Origin of the sequence: Myxococcus sp. CA040A, from assembly GCF_013336725.1 — a bacterium.
In the GTDB taxonomy this organism is placed as follows: Bacteria; Myxococcota; Myxococcia; order Myxococcales; family Myxococcaceae; genus Myxococcus; species Myxococcus llanfairpwllgwyngyllgogerychwyrndrobwllllantysiliogogogochensis.
In genome coordinates this window covers 342,250-360,080 of sequence record NZ_JABUMR010000003.1, presented here as the reverse complement: position 1 = coordinate 360,080, position 17,831 = coordinate 342,250, and the positions used below count along the sequence as shown (strand labels likewise).

Genomic DNA, 17,831 nt, shown 5'->3' with positions numbered 1-17,831 from the left:
TCGGGGACTCACAAGGACAGGGGTGCGGGAAACGGAGAGGCACCATAGTCCACCGCGACCACCGTGTACTCCACCGCGCCTCGGGGTCGCTCCACCTGCACGGACTCCCCCACTTCCTTGCCCAGCAGCGCCCTGGCCAGCGGCGACTCCACGCTGAGCCTCCCGGCCTTCACGTCCGCTTCATCCAGGCCGACGATGCGGTAACGCACCCGCTCGCCCTCTTCGTCCTCCAGCTCCACCCAGGCGCCGAAGAAGACACGTCCCGCCTGCGCCGCGTCCGGCTCCACCACCCGCACTTCCTCCAACGTCGCCGCGAGGTGACGCGCTCTTCTCTCTCGCTCCTGACGCCGCACTCCGGCCTCCAGCGGCGTCAGCCCTTGCGCACCCGTGTCCGGGCCCTGCATGGACGCCAGTTCGTCCTGCAGCGCGCGGTAGCCCTCGGGTGTGATGTAGCGCTTGTCTCCCGAAGCGGACCTCGGGCGCGGCGGCACCAGCGCCTCATCCCCACCCGAGTCTTCCTTCGTGAACGCCTTCGACATTCCCGCCTCCACGAGCCGAGGCACTTCAAGGCCCCGAGATCAAGCTACGCCGCTTCCTCCATCACTCAAGGGGTGCGCGCATGGAAGGGCAGGCAAGGCTGACTGGCAAGCAGGGCCAGGAACTGGCTGGCTCTCGTGGTGGGGCCTGAACGCGCACATCCAAGGCATCGCCGACCGACTCGCGAAGGAGGGCTTCACCGTGTTCGCGGTGGACCTGTACCACGGCCGCACGACAAAGGACGCGGCGGAGGCGGACAGGCTGTTGGCGCAACTGGACTGGGGCAAGGCCGGCGAGGAGCTGCGCGCCGCCACGGATGCGCTTCGCGAGCGCGGCGGGCCGGGCACCAAGGTCGCCGTCCTGGGCTTCTGCATGGGAGGCGCGCTGACGCTGCTGGCGGGAGTCAATGACCCGGGGCTCGACGCCGTGGCCCCCTTCTACGGGATTCCTCCGGAGACCGTGGACGTCACGCGCATCCGCGCGCCAGTGCAGAACAGAACGCGCGCCAGGCGTGGAAGCGCACCGTGGACTTCCTCCACGCGAAGCTCGGCTGAGTCTCGCGCGGAGGACGGACGACGCTCGGCTCAGGTGCCGGGCGTGGGCGCGGGCGTCCCGGACGGCTGCTGCACGGGGCTGGGCGCCGCCTCCGGGGTGGTGGCCGGCGTGCCGGACGCGGGGGTCTCCGTGGCCGGGGTCTCCGTTGAGGGGGTCTCCGTCGCGGGAGCCTGCTCCGGCGCGGCGGGAGCCTGGGGCGCGGTCTCCACGGGAGCGGCGGGCGCCTCACCCGAGGGCGCGAGCTGCAGGCGGTACTCCTTCACGCCCTTGGGCAGCACCACCTCCACCAGCGGGTTCTCCTTCAGCAGCGCCTCGTTCGCCTCCAGCTTCACCAGACCATCCGCGTCGCTGAGGACGTTCAGGCGCGTGCGGCCCTCGCCCGCGCGTACCCGGGCCCCCTCCACGGGCTTGCCGGAGCCATCCACCACGCGCAGCGCCACAATCTGCCCGGGGGCGACGCCAGCGGCGCTCGGAGGAGCAATCAGCTCCTTGTAGGTCGGCCGCAGGGCACAGGCGGTCAGCAGCGAGGTGGAGGTCAGGACGACGGTCAGCAGGGCTCGGCGGAGGCTCATGGGAATTCCGTACGGACGTGAGGGGACTAACGGGCGCGGCAGCATAGCCGCAGACGGCGAGCCGCCAAGCCCCACGCCCGCCCCCTTGGGTTTGCCTGGCCCGTTTTCCCCGGCTTGCCCCTGGGATGAACCAGGGGGCCGCAGGGCGGCCCGCTCACCGATGGGGGCAGCAGCCCTTCCACATGTCCGTCGCCGACCCCACACCTGAGGGACGGCGGGAGCGCCACACCTGCCCCTTGGGAGGCTCGAAAGCCATGGTCGAGATGATTCGCTCCGATAGAACCACCAACCCTCCCCCCTATGCGCGGGATGTGCACCGCGAGCTCAGGTACTCGGAGCTTCCAGCGGGCATCGGGATGAAGTCCGAGGAGATCCGCTTCAAGCACAACCGGTTCGTCGTCAGCGTGGCGACGATGCTCATCACCAGCTTCGTCGTCTTCTTCGTGCCGCTCTTCAACGGCCTGATTGGTGGCGCGTTCGGCGGGTTCCACGCGCGGACCATGAAGCGCGCGCTCGGCGCGGCGCTCGTCAGCTCCATCGCGCTGCCAGTGTTCATCGCGCTCTTCTCCTTCCTCGCCGGCCCCACCCAGCTGCGCATCTTCGGCGGGCTGGGGTTCTGGGGATGGACGGCACTCTACGTCATCGGCACGTTCATCGGCGCCGCCACGGGCCCCTACTGTCGCCCGCTGTTGACCGAGGACTTCAACGCAGCTCCAACCCCAGTGCCAGCCGACGGTCCATCGTACCGGACCACCACGACGACGGAGACCGTGACTCGCGAAGTGATTGTGGAGCGAGTGAACCCTCCCAACGAACCTGTGCGCGAGGAGTGAGCAGCACCCCGAAGGGCCCCGCGCGCCCCAGCCACCACTCCACCTGGAGCCAGGCCCCCGCCTCGTGCGTGAGGCGGGCGTCGCCCATGCGCCAGGTGGGGGCATAGGCCGCTTCCAGGCGCACCGCGTTGGCCCCCGAGCCCGGCAGGCCCGTGCGGTGTGTCAGCGACAGGCGAGGCCCCGCCGCGGGCGTCAGGGCGTGCTCGCTCCAGTGCATCCGCGCGAGTCCTCCCACGCCCACCGCCGTGAAGCGCGAGAAGCGCGCGCCCGCGTCCACCACCACCAGCGCCTCCGCCTGCACGGTGGCCCGGTAGGGCAGCGCTCGCGCCGCGTCCGAGGCCACGCGCGCCTCCGCGCCCCACCCGAGCGAGTCCCATGCGGACTCGCGGAACTGGGGCAGCTCGCGCTGCAACGTGCGGTAGCCCACCAGCGTCATGTCCGTGGACACCACGCGCGGAGGGCCCCAGCGCGGCTCCAGCGACAGCTCACCATCCAGGACCCGCAGCTCGCTGCTCGACTGGAAGCCATGCAGGCGCGAGTCCCCCAACGCCTCCGCCATCCCCGCGGTGCGCACGCTCACCACGGGACGCGCCGCGCCCACGTCGGGGAAGTCCATGCCCACGCTCACCACCGTGCGCGCCGCGCCGGACTCCCGCAGCGCCGAGGCCGCCCAGCGTTTCTCGGCCTCCACCTTGCGACGACGGTCCGCCCCCAGGAAGGCCACCGCGTCGACCTCCGCCAGCACGCCGTCATTCAGCTCGCCCTGTGCCTCGGTGGCCCGGACGAAGGCGGCCTCGGTGCGCTCCGCGCGGACGAGGACCTTCAGCTCCTTGGGCGTCGGCGGGCGGCGCGGCGCCCTGGCCAGGGCTTCCTGGAACAGCGCCGTCCGGTCCAGCACCGCCAGCTTCCGCTGCAGCGCGTCCTCTCGCTCGAAGACCCGCTGACGCTCGCGGATTCCCGCCTCCGCGGAGCCCTTCAGGGGTGTCTTCACCGCGAGCAACCGCTGGCGCTCGATTCGCAGCCGCTCTCCTTCCAGCCGGTCCAACGCCGCGCGCTCCACCCGCACCGCGTGGGCCACATAGGCATGCAGCGTCTCTCGCACGGAGGCTCGGGCCTTTGGCGATGCGGAGGCGAGCACCCCGCTCACCGTCTCCGGCAGCTCTCCATAGGCCTCGCGTCTCGTGTCGGGCTCGGGAGATTGAAGACGGGCGTGAAGGCGCAGCAGCCGCGTCAGCGCGGAGGTGTCCACCAGGCCCGTGAGGGACTCCAGGGTCTCTCTTCGTATCGCGTCCGCGCGCACGGCGCGGTCTCCGGTGGACTCGAAGGCGTCCGGAATCAGCTCCAGCAGCGGGCCCGCGGGGCCTTGCTTGCCCAGCACCTCCAGCTTCGCCAGCGCGTCCAACGTGGCCGTGGGCAGCACCCACAGCGCTCCGGGGGGACTCACCTGTCGCCCGTGCTCCAGGACTCCGTTGAGGAGGAAGAGGAGCGCGCTCGCGCAGTTGTCGGTGAAGAAGTAGTAGCCCATGTACCCGCGCCGCTCGAGCTCCCAGATGCGCTCCAGCATCCGCGCCTCCTCGCCGCGAGTGAGGCGCAGTCGGAAGCGGCGGATGGTGCGTTGCTCCAGCTCCAGCGACTCGTGGGTGAGGTCGCCCATCGTCCCGGTGAGGAAGACGGTGTCGTAGCTGCCCGTCATCCCCTTCACCACGTAGCCCAGACCTCGGGGCTCCAGTCCCGTGAGCGCCACGAGCTGCACGACGCGCTCGAAGGAGGGGCCTCGCACCTGGGCGCCCTCGTTCCAGACGGGGCGCAGCAGCAGGTGGCCGAAGAGGGACTCGGGCTGCCGTCCCGTGGCCGCCACCAGGAGGACCTCGACGTGGGACAGGAGGTCGAGCTCCGCCCAGGCGTCGAAGGCCGGACAGTCCCCGCGTGAGCGCGGCGCTCCGAGCCCCGTGGCCTCCACCAGCTCCGTCAGCGCGCGCGACTTGGAGAACTCCTGACAGCGCACCTGCTCGTCCACGGACAGCGCGTCCTCGCGCAGGGACTCCACTGGGACGAAGTATTCTTCCGCGAACGTCACCAGGTCCTGCGATGCGCTCTTCTGTCCGAGTGCGCGACTGAAGGCTCCGGCGTAGTGCAGGCGCGCTTCCTCCTTCCAGACCAACGGGCGCTCGAAGGGCTTCATCCAGCCCGACAGGCGGCGCCAGTTCACGGTCCGGCTCCACTGGTAGGCGTCGTCCCAGCGCTGCACCACCGCATGCACCACGGCGCGGCGGCGCCACAGCCGCGCCGACTCCTCATCCGTCAGTCGTGACAGTCGCAACGTCGCACGACGCTCTGAGGACAGTGCGTACTGGTAGAGGTGGAAGCGGGCGCGCTCCTCGGACCAGTCCGGGCGTGCCGCCGTGCCATCACCCAGCCCCAGTGGAGCGGGTTCGGGATGAAGGACGAACTCCAGCGGGCCTCCTGGAAAGCGGCGCATCGCGGGCGGCAAGGCGCTCAGGCCTGCTTCCACCTCGCGCACCAGGGTCTCGTCGCTCGCTGCGGCACCTCGCAACAGGACGCCTGCTCGCTCCAGCGCGGACACGCGTTCCTTCAGGGGACGTGTGTCCTCCGTCGTCCCGCCTCGCGATGGAAGCCCGGCCTGCTCCGTCACTCGCGCGCCATCTCGTGGCGACGCTTCGTCCTCCATCGCCGCACTTCGCGATGGAGGCTCGGCCTGCTCCGTCACTTGGGCGCCATCTCGCGGCGGCATTTCGTCCTCCAGCGCCACACTTCGCGATAGAGGCTCGGCCGGCTCCGTCACTCGGGTGCCATCTCGCGGCGACACTTCGTCCTCCATCGCCGCACTTCGCGATGGAGACTCGGCCTGCTCCGTCACTCGCGCGCTATCTCGCGGCGACACTTCGTCCTCCATCGCCGCACTTCGCGATGGAGGCTCGGCCGGCTCCGTCACTTGCGCGCCGCCGGGCTCCGCCCACGCGGGCAGCGTGAGCGCGAAACTCAGCAGCCACGCCGCCCGGCGCCTCACTCCACCACCTCCGCCGTCGCCTCCTCCCCACCATGGGCCGCGAGGAAGGCGCGCCGGTCCTCGTCGAGCCTCGGGTCCGTGCGCGCCAGCTCACCCACCCGCGCCAACCAGGCCAGCGCCCGCTCGGGCGTCAGGGTGCGCGTGTCCGCCATCGCCAGCAGCTCGCGCCGGTTCGCCCGCAGCAGCCGCCCGAAGGTCCCCAGGTTCTCCCGACGGATGCTCGCCGCCGACGCCAGGTCCTCCACCGTGGGCCCCGCCCCCAGCGCCAGGTCCTCCCGAAGCTGGTGCGTCCGGGAGCGCAGATACACCTGCGCGGCCCGCCCCACCTCCTCCGGCGGAGGAGGCGCCTGACGACGCCGCTCGGCCGCCGCTATCACCCGCCAGATGACCACCCCCAGGCCAATCACCGTGGCCGCCACCGTCGTCGCCGACACCACCCGCCCATCGTTGTTCTCGCTGTTGCTCGTCTCCGAGCGCGAGTCCTTCCCCTCCCCTGCACCCTCCGACTCGCTGGTCCCCGTGTCGCTCTTGCTGGAGCGCGACTCGCTGGACCCTCCCTCCTCGGAACTGTGGTTCGAGTTCTCGCTGGAGCCCGACTCCGACTTGCTCGAATCGCCGGACCCCTTCGACGAGTCCCCGGACCCCTTCGATGAATCCCCGGATCCGTCCGACGAGCCACCCGACCCCGACCCCGAACCCGAACCGTCGGACGACCCCTCCGACGCGCTCATCCCTCCACTCCCCGTGGCCCCCGGCGTCCGACACCCCGTCACGCCCAGCAACACGGCCATTCCCAACGCAAGTTTCCCGGTGCGCATCATCGTCATCTCAGACTCCCCCTGAATGAGCATTCGTTCGCCGCGAGCAATGGACAGACATCCGTCCAGCCTCACGGAAGGAATTCATTGTCATGAATATGTTAGCCAGTGGCGTGCCGGCTGCGAAACAGTGATGTTTCGCGGCCTTGCGGATGACGCCACGCATCAAAGCGCGAAGCGGACGTCCCAGGGGTGCGTCACGGGCTTCGCGCCAGATGTAGGGAAAGTGCGGGGTACAAGGGCGACGCGCCGGGCATCGACTGTCGATCCCCGGCGCGCGCTCACATGAAACCTACCGCGAAAGGCCCTCCCCCCCGGTGGGCCTGCACTTCATTGTCGCGCGGTACGCACTGCGATTTCCATGCGGGGAAGCCCTGATGTCTGCTTCCACCCGGAAGCCTCAGACTCCAGGGCATGTCGCCGATAAATGCTCAACAACTCACAACTTCGACGTGTTGGTGGGATAGTGGGAGTCACTCATTGCCAGCGTATACTCAGGATATCGTGATTCGTTTGAATTCCGAGGAACAGCGTATCCTGGCGGACCTGGAAGCCCTGCTCGTCGAAGCGGAGCCGAGTTCGGAGTCCCTTCCCACACTTCTGGGGGCATTGCGCGACACGCTCAAGGCGGAGCGCGCGGTGGCCTACGGCGTGGATGTAGGGCCGGACCGCTACCACGTCAGCTATTCCTTCAACTCGGGCTTCCCCCAGGAGGGGGAGTCGGTCTTCGACGCCCTGGAGACCTTCCTGTCGGACCGGGAGAGTCTTTGGGGTTGGTATGATCCAGCCCGTCCCGCGCCGGCCCAACGCAACCGGGCGCTGCACTTCCGCTCGCTGCAGGAGTCGGAAGCGCGGCAGATGCCCTTGCATGACCTGCCCGCCTATGAGGTGGGGCGGCGTCTGGGATTGACCGAGGCGGAGCTGGACGCCCAGAGAGACCGCGTCAACACCCGCTCCGGCGCGGTGTACCGGCAACTGGGCATGGAGCGCATGGCCTTCCTTCGCACCCTGGTCTGCGAGGGGCCGTCGCTCCTGGGCTGGCTGGGGTTGATGCGCGAGGAGCCCTTCACCGAGCGCGAGCAGCGGGTGCTCCAGGCGTTGACGCCCACGCTGCAGCGGCGGCTGACGATGGAGACGCGCCTGCGCGAGTCGGGCCTGATGTCCACCGCGCTGGAGGTCGCGATGGAGGCGCTCGGTCGCGCCGCCTGGGTCGTCAGCGGCAGCGGCCGGGTGGTGCACGCCAACAGCGCGGGCCGGGTGTGGCTGGAGCGCGGCGAGCCGGAGCTGATGGAGCAACTGCGCCGAGGCGCCCAGGGCATCCCCTGCTCGGGGCCGCTGACGCTCACGCCGCTGCGCACCACGGGCCTTCCCGCGCACTACCTGGCCATCGACACGGGCACCGCCTCCAGCGCCGCCGCGCGCGTGCAGGCCCTGGCCGCGCGCTGGTCGCTCACCGCGCGCGAGTCCGAGGTCCTCACGCACATCGTCCAGGGCGAGACGAACAAGTCCATCGCCGGCAGGTTGGGCTGCGCGGAGCGCACCGTGGAGGTCCACGTCACGCACCTGCTGGCCAAGGCGCACGTGGAGAGCCGCTCGGCGCTCATCGCCCGCTTCTTCCAGACGTCCTGACTCTACAATGAGCGGGTGAACGACTCCCAAGCCACCCGCATCCAGGCCGCCCACGCTCGCGCCCGACAGGCGGTGGAGACAGGTCCCCGCTCCGCGCCCCCTGACGGAGTCCCCCGCCGACGACGGCTCGCCCTGGGCGACCCGCAGGCGGACTTCGACAAGGTCCTGGGCATCCTCGACCACCACGGACTGCTGGGCGCGGACGGCTGGCTCCTGCCCGACGTGCAGCTCGTCTCGGTGGGAGACCACTTCGACTGGGGTCGTCCCGAGGAGCGCCTGCACGCGGCGAACAGCGCGCTCGCGATGGTGGCCTGGCTGGCCGCGCATCCCGCGGACCAGGTCCTCCTGATTCTGGGCAACCACGACCTGGGCCGCGTGGGAGAGCTGGCCGACTTCGACGACGCCCGCTTCACCGTCGCCCAGGCGGAGGCGGACCGCGTCTACCAGAAGGGCCTCACCGACGAGGCCGGGGAGAAGGCCTTCCTGGCGCGCTGGCCCCAGGTGCCCACGGCCGAGCTGGTGGCCCGCGACTTCGGCAACTTCCTGGAAGCCCAACGCGCCTGGGTGGAGCACCTCTTGCGCGTCCGGCGCTTTCGCACCGCGCACGCCGCGGGCCCCGGGCTGCTGGTGCTGCATGCGGGCGTCACCCACGAGGACCTGGACGTGACGGGCCTTGCCCCCGAGCGCCGCGCGGACGCGGACGCGGTGGCCCACGCGCTGAACGCGACGATGGACGCGGCGGTGGAGGCCTGGACGCAGGGACGGCTGGAGGTTCCGGGCCTGCACCAGCCGGGCGACGCCGCGCGCGGCGAGGGCACGGGCATCTTCTACCAGCGCCCCAGCACGAAGCCGGAGGACTCCGAGCGCACGCGACAGACGCCGCGTCGGCGCTTCGACCCCAGGCGGCTTCCCTCGGGACTCACCCAGGTGGTGGGGCACACCCGCGACAAGCGCATCCGGGAGCTGATGGGCGTCACGTCGGGCACGGCGCTCGACGGGGTGGTTCGCCACCTGGTGACGGACGGCACGCGGGTGGACTGCGCGCACGGTGCCCCGCCAGCCACGGGCCCGGCGGAGGCGGTGCTCATCTTCGTCGACGGCGGGATGAGCCACTGTTCCGTCGACGCGTACGAGCTGTTCGACCTGGGTCTGCGCGCCGCCGTACGAGCGACGGCGCGCTGACCTGAAGGACTACTTCGGCGCGGGCTGGGCCTCCGCCTGGAGGCCGGCGAGCTTCTTCTCCAGGCCCTTCATCATGCGCGGCGACACCTGAGAGGCGGGCAGCGTCTTGGCGTAGGCGACGGCGTCCTCCACCGTCTTCGTGGCACCCGCGATGTCCTTGCGCGCGACGTGGATGTCGACCCGGTTGGACAGCACGTTGATGCGGCGGGAGCCCTTCACCCGCGCGAGCGCCCGGTCATTCGCCGCGAGTGCATCATCCAGGCGCCCCAGCAGCCGGTACAGCGTGGCCAGCCGCGCGGGCGGGTTGTAGTCCTGGGGCAGGTCCTTCTCGCTCTGCTCCAGCGCGGGCACGGCGCGCTCGGGCGTGCCCAGCTTCATCGCCGCCAGCATGCGGTGCGAATCGAAGACGGAGCGTGCGTCGGGGTTGGGCGCCTTGGCGGCCTCCGCCTCCAGGAACGCCAGCCACTCGCCCGCGAGCGCCTTCACGCCCGCCTCGTCCTTCTCCAGCTCCCGCGCGCCCACCCGCATCTCGTAGAGGCCGGAGCGGTCATCCCCCGACATCTCGATGATGGGAGCGCCCATGGCCTCGACCACCCTGGCCTCCAGGGCCACGCGCAGCTCCTTGCTCGCGGCCTGGTCCGGAATCGACAGCGCGCACATCAGGCCCATCATCGAGGCGTTGGCCCACGACAGCGAGCGCGGCGTGCCCGGCAACAGCTCCAGCGCCTTCTTCGCGCACGGCTCCACCTGCATCGCGCCGTACATCGCCGTCATCAGGGACTCCACCGCGCGGCCCCGACGGGACCAGTCCGCGGGCGCCTCGGCCAGGGCCTCCGTCAGCGTCTCGACGGCCTCCGCCGAGCGTCCCTCGCCGTAGAGCGCGTCACCGCGCGCCAGGAGCGCCTCCGCGCCGGTGATGCCGCCCTTGTAGGCGCGCTCACCGTCCTCGAAGAGCTTCACGAGCTGCTCCACCGTGGCGCTGCCGGCGAAGCGCAACAGCGGCTTCTCCTCGCGCGGGTCGATGACGTACAGCGTGGGCCAGAACTCGATGGGGAACTTCTCCTGGAACGCCGCGTTCTGGGTCAGGTCGGTGTTCACCTCCAACCAGACGTAGCGTCCGGCATGGCGCGCCAGCGACTTGTCCGACAGGACATACGCCTTCATGGAGCGACAGGTGTGACACCACGGTGCCCAGACGTCGACGAAGAGGGGGATGCCCTTCGCCTTCGCCTCGGCGAGCGCGCGGGCGTAGTCATCCTCGATGAACGGCAGGGGGGCTCCGGCATGCGTCGCATCCGTGGACACGGGGGTGTTCGTGTTCGCGGCGGTGCAGGCGACGAGCCCCAGCAGCAACAGGCAGGCGGCGTGGATGCGCATGGCGGCGGACCCTACCGCGCCCTCGCCGCTCTGTCCCTCAACGACATCCGCCACGCAAGCAACTGGGCACCCGCTCCCGCACATGCTCTGGTGTGCGCGGACCTCCGATGACGAGAGACCCCTACACCCTGCGTGATTCCCTCGCGTCCGCCCTGGACGCCCTGCCCGCTCCCGAGCGCTTCCCCGAGGCGTCGGACGCGGACCTGGCCCGGCGTCTGGCCGAGCGGCTGCGCAGGGACCTGCTTCCCCGCCTGGGCTCCGCGGACGCGCCCCTGTTGCTGGTGGCCATCGCCGGCCCCAACAACGTGGGCAAGTCCACGCTCTTCAACGCGCTGGTGGGCGCGCCGCTGTCGCCCGCGAGGCCCGAGGGAGGCCTGACGAAGCAGTGCCTCGCGGCGGCCCACCCGGAGACGTGGACGGGCGCGCTGAAGGACTTCCTCACCCGTCGCTACGACACGGTGCCGGTGGCGCCCGGAGCGCTCGCGCCCGTGGACCAGCCGGGGCCCGCGGGGCGGCTGTACCTGGTGCTGGCGGACGCGGTGCCACGCGGGCTGCTCGTCATGGACACGCCGGACTTCGACAGCGTGTACCGGGAGAATCGCGAGCGCGCGGAGGCGTTGCTCGTCACGGTGGACGTGCTCGTGTTCGTGGTGAGCCGGCAGACGTACCAGAACGCGGCGCTGGTGGACTTCCTGCGCGCCGCCGTGGGCCATGGGCGGCCGTACCTGCTCGTCTACAACGAGGCCTCGCGCGAGGAGGTGGCGCGTGGGCACCTGGACAAGCTGGCCTCCGACGTGGGCCATCCTCCGCTCGCGCGTTACCTGGCGCCACACCAGCCCGACGTCGAGGCGGGCCTGCGGGCCCTCGCGACGCAGCCGCTGGACGGGAGTCCTCCGCTCGATGCCCTCCTGGGGGAGGCCGAGCACGCACGGGAGCTGAAGGCGCGGGCGCTGGAGGCGTCGCTCGCGGATGCTCGCGCGGAGCTGGAGGCGGTGGCGCTCGCGTCGACTCGCGCGGCGAGCGAGCCGGAGCGGCTGCGGCAACGCCTGCGTCACGAGCTGGAAGGCGTGGGCCGCGCGGCGGCGCTCAAGGCGGTGCCCGCGGACGTGCTCATCGATGCCTTCCGCGACGAACTGGACGCGCGCAGCCAGTTCCACAAATGGGTGCGGCTGCCCTTCCGGGGACTGGCCACGGCGCTCACGTACGTGAGTCGCAAGGTGCGCCAGTCCTTCACCGGGCCGGAGCCGGAGGGCTCGCAGACGCCCTCGCGCACGGTGGACGCGACGATGACGGATGGGGTGCGGCGGCTGGTGGATGCCTTCGCGCCGGAAGTCGCCGCGTGGCGCGGAGACCCCGAGACACGAGAGAAGCTGACCGAGGCCTTCGGGCCCGTGACGCTCGCGAAGCTGGAGGAGCCGCTGGGCTTCGAGTCCCTGCACGCCCACGCGGCGGACCGCGCCACGCTGTATGCCTACTGTCGCGAACTGGTGGCGGGCGAGCTGCAGGGAGGCATGCGCGAGGAGCTGCTCCAGACGCTGACGACGCTGGTGTACTCGGTGCCGTCGGGCGCGGCGGCGGTGGTGACGGTGGCCACGGGCGGCTTCGGCCATGACGCGGTGGTGTGGGCGGGGACGCTGTTGTCCACGCCGCTGATGGAGCGCTTCGTGGACCTGCTGGGCGCCCAGGTGCGTGCCCGCGTCACCCGCAAGTGGGCGGACGCGCATGGCGCCACGCTGGCCCGCGCGCTGGAGACGCGGTTCTTCTCGGACGTGCTCGGCCACCTGGATGGGCTGGCGGACGACTGGAACCACACCGCCGCGCGGCTGGAGGCGACTCGGGCCGAGCTGTCGTGACGGCTGGCGGGTGGACGAGCCGTCGTCCTCCTGGTTCAGCGGGCTGGGAGGCGTGCGCACTGAGACACCGAGGCGACACCGCGCGGACGGACAGGACGGATGACATTCGGTCCGTGCGTGTGCGGCGACAATGCGCCATGCTGCGAGCGTCATGAATGGCTCGGACCCCGGAGCACCGGGCTCCCCACCTCCCGTCCTTTCCTTCCGCCACCTGCTGACCGACGCTGTCGGTACGTTCCTGGATGAGGCGGGGATGTCGTGCGCGCAGACGGCCGACTCCATCGGCGAGCTCATCGTCACGCTGTCGCGCTACCGCGAGGAAGGCGCCCCGCTGTTCCCCATGGCCTTCATGGGGGACGACCTGGGGCAGATGCTCGCGCTGCTGGGCGGCAAGGACCCCATCGCCATCGGCATCGGGCCCCGCTCACGCGCCACCGTCCAGCGAGCACTCAAGCAGTGCGCGCCGTTGGGGCAGGGGCGGTGGTGGGCGCTGTACCTGCTGCGGGTGCCGGAGGGCTTCGCCTACGGCGTGTTCCGCACGGACCCGTTTCCGCTCGCGGAGTCACCGTTGGAGCGGCTGCGGCGGACGGAGGAGGCGCAGGCGGGTGTCGTGGGTGTGCTCCAGCTCGCGGACAACATGCTGGAGCTGCGCGCGGGTGGCGGGCTGTGCCGGCACGTGTACCTGTCGGGTGCGCGCGTGGAGGGGGCGTCACCTCCCGCGGTGCTCAACGAGCTGGCGGAGGCCATCACGGATGGCGTGGCGAGCGCCAGTCTGGAGCGAGCCCGAGGCTTCTTCCGGCGCGTGCTCTTCGAGGTGATGCAGTCGTCCCATGGGGCGCTGGTGGCGGTGCTGCCCCGGGAGCGCGCGGGCTCCACGCTCTTCGTGGACGGCATCATCCTGCCGCGCCCGTTGGACATCGTGGCGCTGTTGGACCGCTATCACGTGGACCCGACCGACTCGGCGGCCACTGCGGTGCGAGCCACCGGGCAGCTTCTGCGCGGGATGATGGCGACGGATGGAATCACCGTGCTTCGCGCGGATGGGTGCATCGTCGGGTACAACATCTTCGTGCGGCACCCGGAGTCGCTCGCGCATCAGCCGTCCGTCGTGGGCGGAGCGCGTCGGCGCACGTACGAGGTCCTGGGCGCCGCCGTCGGCACCGAACTGACCGCCGCGTTCATCCGCTCCCAGGACGGTGACGCGGCCTGTCGTCGCGCGTGACGTGAGGTCGCGCCCGTGAGGGGCACCCTCCAAGTCGGGAGGAGGTGTCCGGTTCACGAATCCGGAGGATGGGTGGACGGGAGCGAATGGGTCGGCCCCGAGGGTGAGCCTTGCGTCCCGTAGGAGTCCCGCGCACACGACACGGGGCCGGGATTTTCGGGCTGTTCTGGATAACAGCTACAACCTGTGTCGGTAGAGGCACAGGTTTGGTGTCCGGAGACTGACCTCTCACGTCACATGGCACCGTGGACGCACAGATGGCCGGAGAATTGAGTTTGTCAGAGGCTTCCAGCATGCTGGCGCGGCCTTGAAATCCCCCTTGTTCCGCATCGCGCGATTCGCGCTCGCTGCCCTCGCGGTGTGCCTCGTGGCCCCCTCTGCGTGGGCCCAGAAGCTACCGGACGTCACCGTCGCCGGTCCGCCTATTGCCCCCGCGCTGAGCGAGAGCGGCCAGGGCCTGTGCGTCGCGTCCAACGTGTGGACGCGGACCCCAGGCGAGTTTCCGCAGACGCGCGGCACATTCCTCGACGGCATCAACGGGTTCTTCGAGGAGCCCATCAGCAAGCAGAACCGCATCACAACCGTACTGCGCACACCGTTCGATCTGTCGAACAACCTCAACGATGGTCGCACGCTCAGCTTTGGCGACTTCGTGGGTCAGGTCAGCATGCCTGGCTGTTCCACCGGTGGATGCAGTTTCAACGTCATCAACGACAATGATGCGTTGACTCCATTCGTCTCCCGCTTTCGCGGCTACTTGAACATCCCCGCCAACCTCGTAGGCCAGACACTTCATCTTGGGTACTACTCGGACGATGCCGTCAGCCTGGTCATCTATGACCGTGTCCAGGCCTATACGGTCATCAACCGACCGCCACAACTCGGCGCAGCCACATGGCGAACTACCAACAGCGTGACCTTCGCCCAGTCGGGGCTCTACGCCGTTGAGGTTCTGTACGTCCAGGTGACGGAGCACGCCGCGCTGGAGATGTCGATGCTCGTAGGAGCCTTCACGGACTTCGAGCGAGCAGCCAACATTCCGCCGATCATCAACCTGTACAGCTCCAACTTCCAACTGCTCCAGCCCGCGCAGTTCTTCCAGACAGAGAACGGCATCCCGTCCTATTCGACGAACCCCAATCGCTGCGAGCAGTGCAGCCGCTCCAACGTCAACGCCCCCAACAATGGCGGCTGTGATCCCTACTATCACTGCAACGCCGCGGCCCTGTGCGCCCCTTGCGACTCCTCGCTCCGCTGCGGCGCGGCCTGCTCTCCCTGCGGTCAATCCACGCCTCTCTGCGCCAACATCAACGGCAACACGCAATGCGTGCAGTGCACGGATGATAGCCAATGCCCCAACGGCCGCTGCGACCTGATCGACAACACCTGCCGAGGCTGCAACGGCGACGACGACTGCCCGACCAACGGCCGCTGCGACCTGAGCGACAACACGTGCCGGGGCTGCAACGACGACAACGACTGCCCGAACACCGGCCGCTGTGACCTCGGGACCAACCAGTGCTCGGGCTGCAACGACGACGCGGACTGCCCGGGCGCCGTCTGCGACGAGCCCACCGCCACCTGCGTCCCCTGCACCGACGATGAGCACTGCCCCGATGGCCAGGTCTGCGCGACTGACATCAACCAGTGCCGCGAGTGCAATGACGATTCGCAGTGTGTCCGCGGTGAAGTCTGCACCAATCACGAGTGCGCCCCCTGCGCCACCGATGACCAGTGCGCCGGCAACTCCTGCAACTGCTGCCCCAATGGCACCCAGTGCTCCGCACTGACCGCCGGCGGGTCTCCCTCCTGCGTCGAGTGCACCACCGATGACCAGTGCGCTAACGGTCAGAAGTGCGATCCGCTCAACGGCACCTGCGTCACCACGCTGCCCGAGTGCAACACCGCCGATGCCTGCGGCCCCGCCTGCGCCAAGTGCCCTGGCGAGCGCCCCTTCTGCCTCGACGGCGAGGTCTGCGTTCAGTGCCGCACCGACCTGGAATGTGGCGACGGCCAGTTCTGTCTCAGCGGCGAGTGCAGCACCTGCACCACCGACCGCCACTGCGGCTCGCGCTGCGAAGCGTGCGAGACCGACGCCCCCTTCTGTCTGTCGGACGGCTCGGTCCAGAACAGCACCTGCGTCGGCTGCAGGAGCAATGACGACTGCGGCAGCGGCCAGTGCAACCCCACGACGCGCACCTGTGAGAACGCCGGCGCCTGCGCGGTGACCTGTGACGCGGGCCTCGTCTGCGATGGCGAAGCCTGCGTCCAATGTTTCGCCGACGCGCACTGCCCCTGCGGCGGCACCTGCGACCTCACCAACAACACCTGCTCCTCTTCGTGCGAGGACAGCGGCGACTGCCTCGGCGTCCAGCACTGCTCGGCCAAGACGCAGGAGTGCGAGCGAGGCCGACGCAAGCCCGGCACCGACCCGCAGGGCGGCGCCTTCTGCTGCGGCACCGCCGCCGATGCCACTCCGGCTGGCAGCGCCACCATCCTCGTCCTGCTCGCCGCGGGCCTCCTGCTCCTCCGCTCCCAGCGCCGCGTCCGATGAAACCCTTCCGCCTGCCGCTCCTCCTCCTGGCGCTCGGAGGGGCCACCGTCGCCTCCGCCCAGCCGGACGCCCGCTTCGACGTGCAGCTGTTCCGCCCGTCCGCGGCGCCGCAGGACCTGGTTGTCGTCACCCAGTCCCGTCCGCTGTCACACATGTCCGTGGCCTTCGGGCCGTACTTCAGCTACTCGCTCAACCCCCTCACGCTGGTGCCCGAGGGCGGAGACCTCGAGAAGATCAGCCTGGTGGGCAACCGCCTCCAGCTCGACGTCATGGCCATGGTGGGCCTGTTCGACTGGGGCGAGATTGGCGTGGACCTGCCGCTCATCCTCGCCCAGGGCGGACAGAACCTGGAGGTCATCGGCACCGAGGGAAGCGTGGAGAGCTTCGTGCTCGGTGACTTGCGCCTCTCCGGCAAGGTGGCCATCCCGGGCCTTCGCCGTCCCGCCGAGGGCAAGGGCTGGGGCGCCGCGCTGACGCTCAACGTGTCCTTCCCCACGGGCGCGCAGGACGCGTTCGCCGGTGAGGGCGAGATGACGTGGGCCCCCGGGCTCGTGCTGGACTACCGCTTCGGCAACGGCATCCTGCTCGCGTTCAACGGCGGCTTCTGGAAGCGGCCGGACCGCGTGTTCGACGGTGTGGCGCTGGGTGACATGGCGCCTTTCGGCCTCGGCACCGAGGTGCCCATCCTCCGAGGCAGTGGCATCACCGCGCTCGCCATGGTGAACGGCGCGGTGGGGTTGAAGAAGGCCCCTGGAACGGAGCGGCAGATTCCCGCGGAGCTGCTCGTCGGCCTTCGCTGGTACAGCTCCACGGGCGTGACGTTCACCTTCGGCGGCGGCGCGGGCTGTGGCTGCTCGCTCGCGTCGCCCACGCTGAGCTTCTTCACGTCCATCATCTGGATTCCGGCGAAGACGCGCGAGTGGGAGGCGCTGGAGCGCTTCAAGGAGCCGCCCGAGCCGGCACCGCCGCCTCCTCCGCCGGTGGACCCGGATGGCGACTCGGTGATTGGCGTGGGCGACAAGTGCCCGGATGTGCCCGGCCCCGTGGAGAACGCGGGCTGCCCGGACACGGACCGCGACAGCGACGGCACCGTGGACCGGCTCGACAGGTGCCCGGACCAGCCAGCGGGAAGCCGGGGCCGCGATGGCTGCCCGCTCGCGCGCCGCGACGGGAACAAGATTGTCATCCTGGAGCAGGTGAACTTCGCCACGGACCAGGACGTCATCCTCTCCGAGTCCTTCCCGATTCTGGAGGAGGTCGCCCGGGTGATGAACGAGAACCCGGAGATGGACCGGGTGTTGGTGGAAGGCCACACGGATGCTCGCGCGAGCGATGCGTACAACCTGGACCTGTCGCGTCGGCGTGCGTCCAGCGTGATGCGCTTCCTCATCCAGAGCGGCGTGGCGGCGGAGCGGGTGTGCTCGCAGGGCTTCGGTCGCAGCCGGCCGCTGTCCGACAACGCGACGGAAGAAGGCATGGCGCTCAACCGCCGCGTCGACTTCACCATCCAACCGCCCAGCGATGGCCCGCGTCCGCCCTGCCCCGAGGACCCGTCCGAAAAGAAGGGCAAGCGCCCCCGTACGAAAGCGCCAAGCCCCAAGGCCAGCCCCGCCGCGCCGAAGCCGTAAGCGCGGCGGCGCGGGCTCCGACAGCATCTGCCGCACGCCGCGC

The 17,831-nt window shown here is 70.2% G+C and carries 12 protein-coding genes and 1 pseudogene; 8 read left to right on the top strand and 5 right to left on the bottom strand.

Going from position 1 to position 17,831, the window contains the following annotated elements; all coding sequences use genetic code 11:
• Window positions 1-8: 8 nt before the first annotated feature.
• Entirely contained in the window at window positions 9-539 is a 531-nt protein-coding gene (locus tag HUA75_RS13755) for a GreA/GreB family elongation factor (protein WP_174453990.1), read from the bottom strand.
• Between HUA75_RS13755 and HUA75_RS13750 the strand changes: the two are divergent.
• A pseudogene (locus tag HUA75_RS13750) lies at window positions 523-969 on the top strand (dienelactone hydrolase family protein); the annotation flags it as partial. The gene HUA75_RS13755 and the pseudogene HUA75_RS13750 sit on opposite strands and share 17 nt — an antisense overlap.
• A gap of 152 nt (window positions 970-1,121) precedes the next feature.
• Here HUA75_RS13750 and HUA75_RS13745 read toward each other — a convergent pair.
• The 3 genes from HUA75_RS13745 to HUA75_RS13735 form a co-directional block, all read right to left on the bottom strand.
• Window positions 1,122-1,664 (bottom strand): hypothetical protein, encoded by a 543-nt coding sequence (locus tag HUA75_RS13745; protein WP_174486661.1) that lies wholly within the window; start codon window positions 1,662-1,664, stop codon window positions 1,122-1,124.
• Window positions 1,665-2,366: 702 nt separating this feature from the next.
• Window positions 2,367-5,186 carry a DUF4105 domain-containing protein gene (locus tag HUA75_RS13740; protein WP_141643667.1) on the bottom strand — a complete coding sequence of 940 codons (2,820 nt, stop codon included), beginning with the start codon at window positions 5,184-5,186 and terminating at the stop codon, window positions 2,367-2,369.
• Window positions 5,187-5,521: 335 nt separating this feature from the next.
• On the bottom strand, window positions 5,522-5,959 hold the full coding sequence (locus HUA75_RS13735) for a hypothetical protein (protein ID WP_246137259.1): 438 nt from the start codon (window positions 5,957-5,959) through the stop codon (window positions 5,522-5,524).
• Here HUA75_RS13735 and HUA75_RS13730 point away from each other — a divergent pair.
• The 3 genes from HUA75_RS13730 (at window position 5,934) to HUA75_RS13720 (ending at window position 9,154) form a co-directional block, all read left to right on the top strand.
• The gene (locus tag HUA75_RS13730) at window positions 5,934-6,368 is read left to right on the top strand and encodes a hypothetical protein (protein WP_141643652.1); all 435 of its coding nucleotides are present in this window, start codon (window positions 5,934-5,936) and stop codon (window positions 6,366-6,368) included. The two genes, HUA75_RS13735 and HUA75_RS13730, sit on opposite strands and share 26 nt — an antisense overlap.
• 479 nt (window positions 6,369-6,847) lie before the next feature.
• The gene (locus HUA75_RS13725; protein ID WP_141643653.1) at window positions 6,848-7,972 is read left to right on the top strand and encodes a helix-turn-helix transcriptional regulator; all 1,125 of its coding nucleotides are present in this window, start codon (window positions 6,848-6,850) and stop codon (window positions 7,970-7,972) included.
• A gap of 15 nt (window positions 7,973-7,987) precedes the next feature.
• Window positions 7,988-9,154 (top strand): metallophosphoesterase, encoded by a 1,167-nt coding sequence (locus HUA75_RS13720; RefSeq protein WP_174486660.1) that lies wholly within the window; start codon window positions 7,988-7,990, stop codon window positions 9,152-9,154.
• A 9-nt stretch (window positions 9,155-9,163) separates the two neighbouring features.
• Here HUA75_RS13720 and HUA75_RS13715 read toward each other — a convergent pair whose 3' ends face one another.
• Window positions 9,164-10,531: a thioredoxin family protein gene (locus tag HUA75_RS13715; protein WP_174487023.1), complete on the bottom strand. Its 1,368-nt coding sequence runs from the start codon at window positions 10,529-10,531 to the stop codon at window positions 9,164-9,166.
• 107 nt (window positions 10,532-10,638) lie between these two features.
• Here HUA75_RS13715 and HUA75_RS13710 point away from each other — a divergent pair, with 107 nt between their 5' ends.
• From HUA75_RS13710 to traB, 4 genes are all read left to right on the top strand, one after another.
• Window positions 10,639-12,384, top strand: a complete 1,746-nt coding sequence (locus HUA75_RS13710; protein WP_174486659.1) for a GTPase domain-containing protein — start codon at window positions 10,639-10,641, stop codon at window positions 12,382-12,384.
• Between the two features lie 151 nt (window positions 12,385-12,535).
• Complete coding sequence (locus HUA75_RS13705; RefSeq protein ID WP_174476107.1) at window positions 12,536-13,606, top strand: hypothetical protein; 1,071 nt, start codon at window positions 12,536-12,538, stop codon at window positions 13,604-13,606.
• Between the two features lie 367 nt (window positions 13,607-13,973).
• Window positions 13,974-16,160, top strand: coding sequence for an outer membrane exchange protein TraA family protein (traA, locus tag HUA75_RS13700; RefSeq protein WP_371746106.1), 2,187 nt, complete (start codon window positions 13,974-13,976; stop codon window positions 16,158-16,160).
• Window positions 16,157-17,788: an outer membrane exchange protein TraB gene (gene traB, locus HUA75_RS13695; RefSeq protein WP_174486657.1), complete on the top strand. Its 1,632-nt coding sequence runs from the start codon at window positions 16,157-16,159 to the stop codon at window positions 17,786-17,788. The genes traA and traB overlap by 4 nt, the downstream gene beginning before the upstream one ends.
• Window positions 17,789-17,831: the final 43 nt, after the last annotated feature.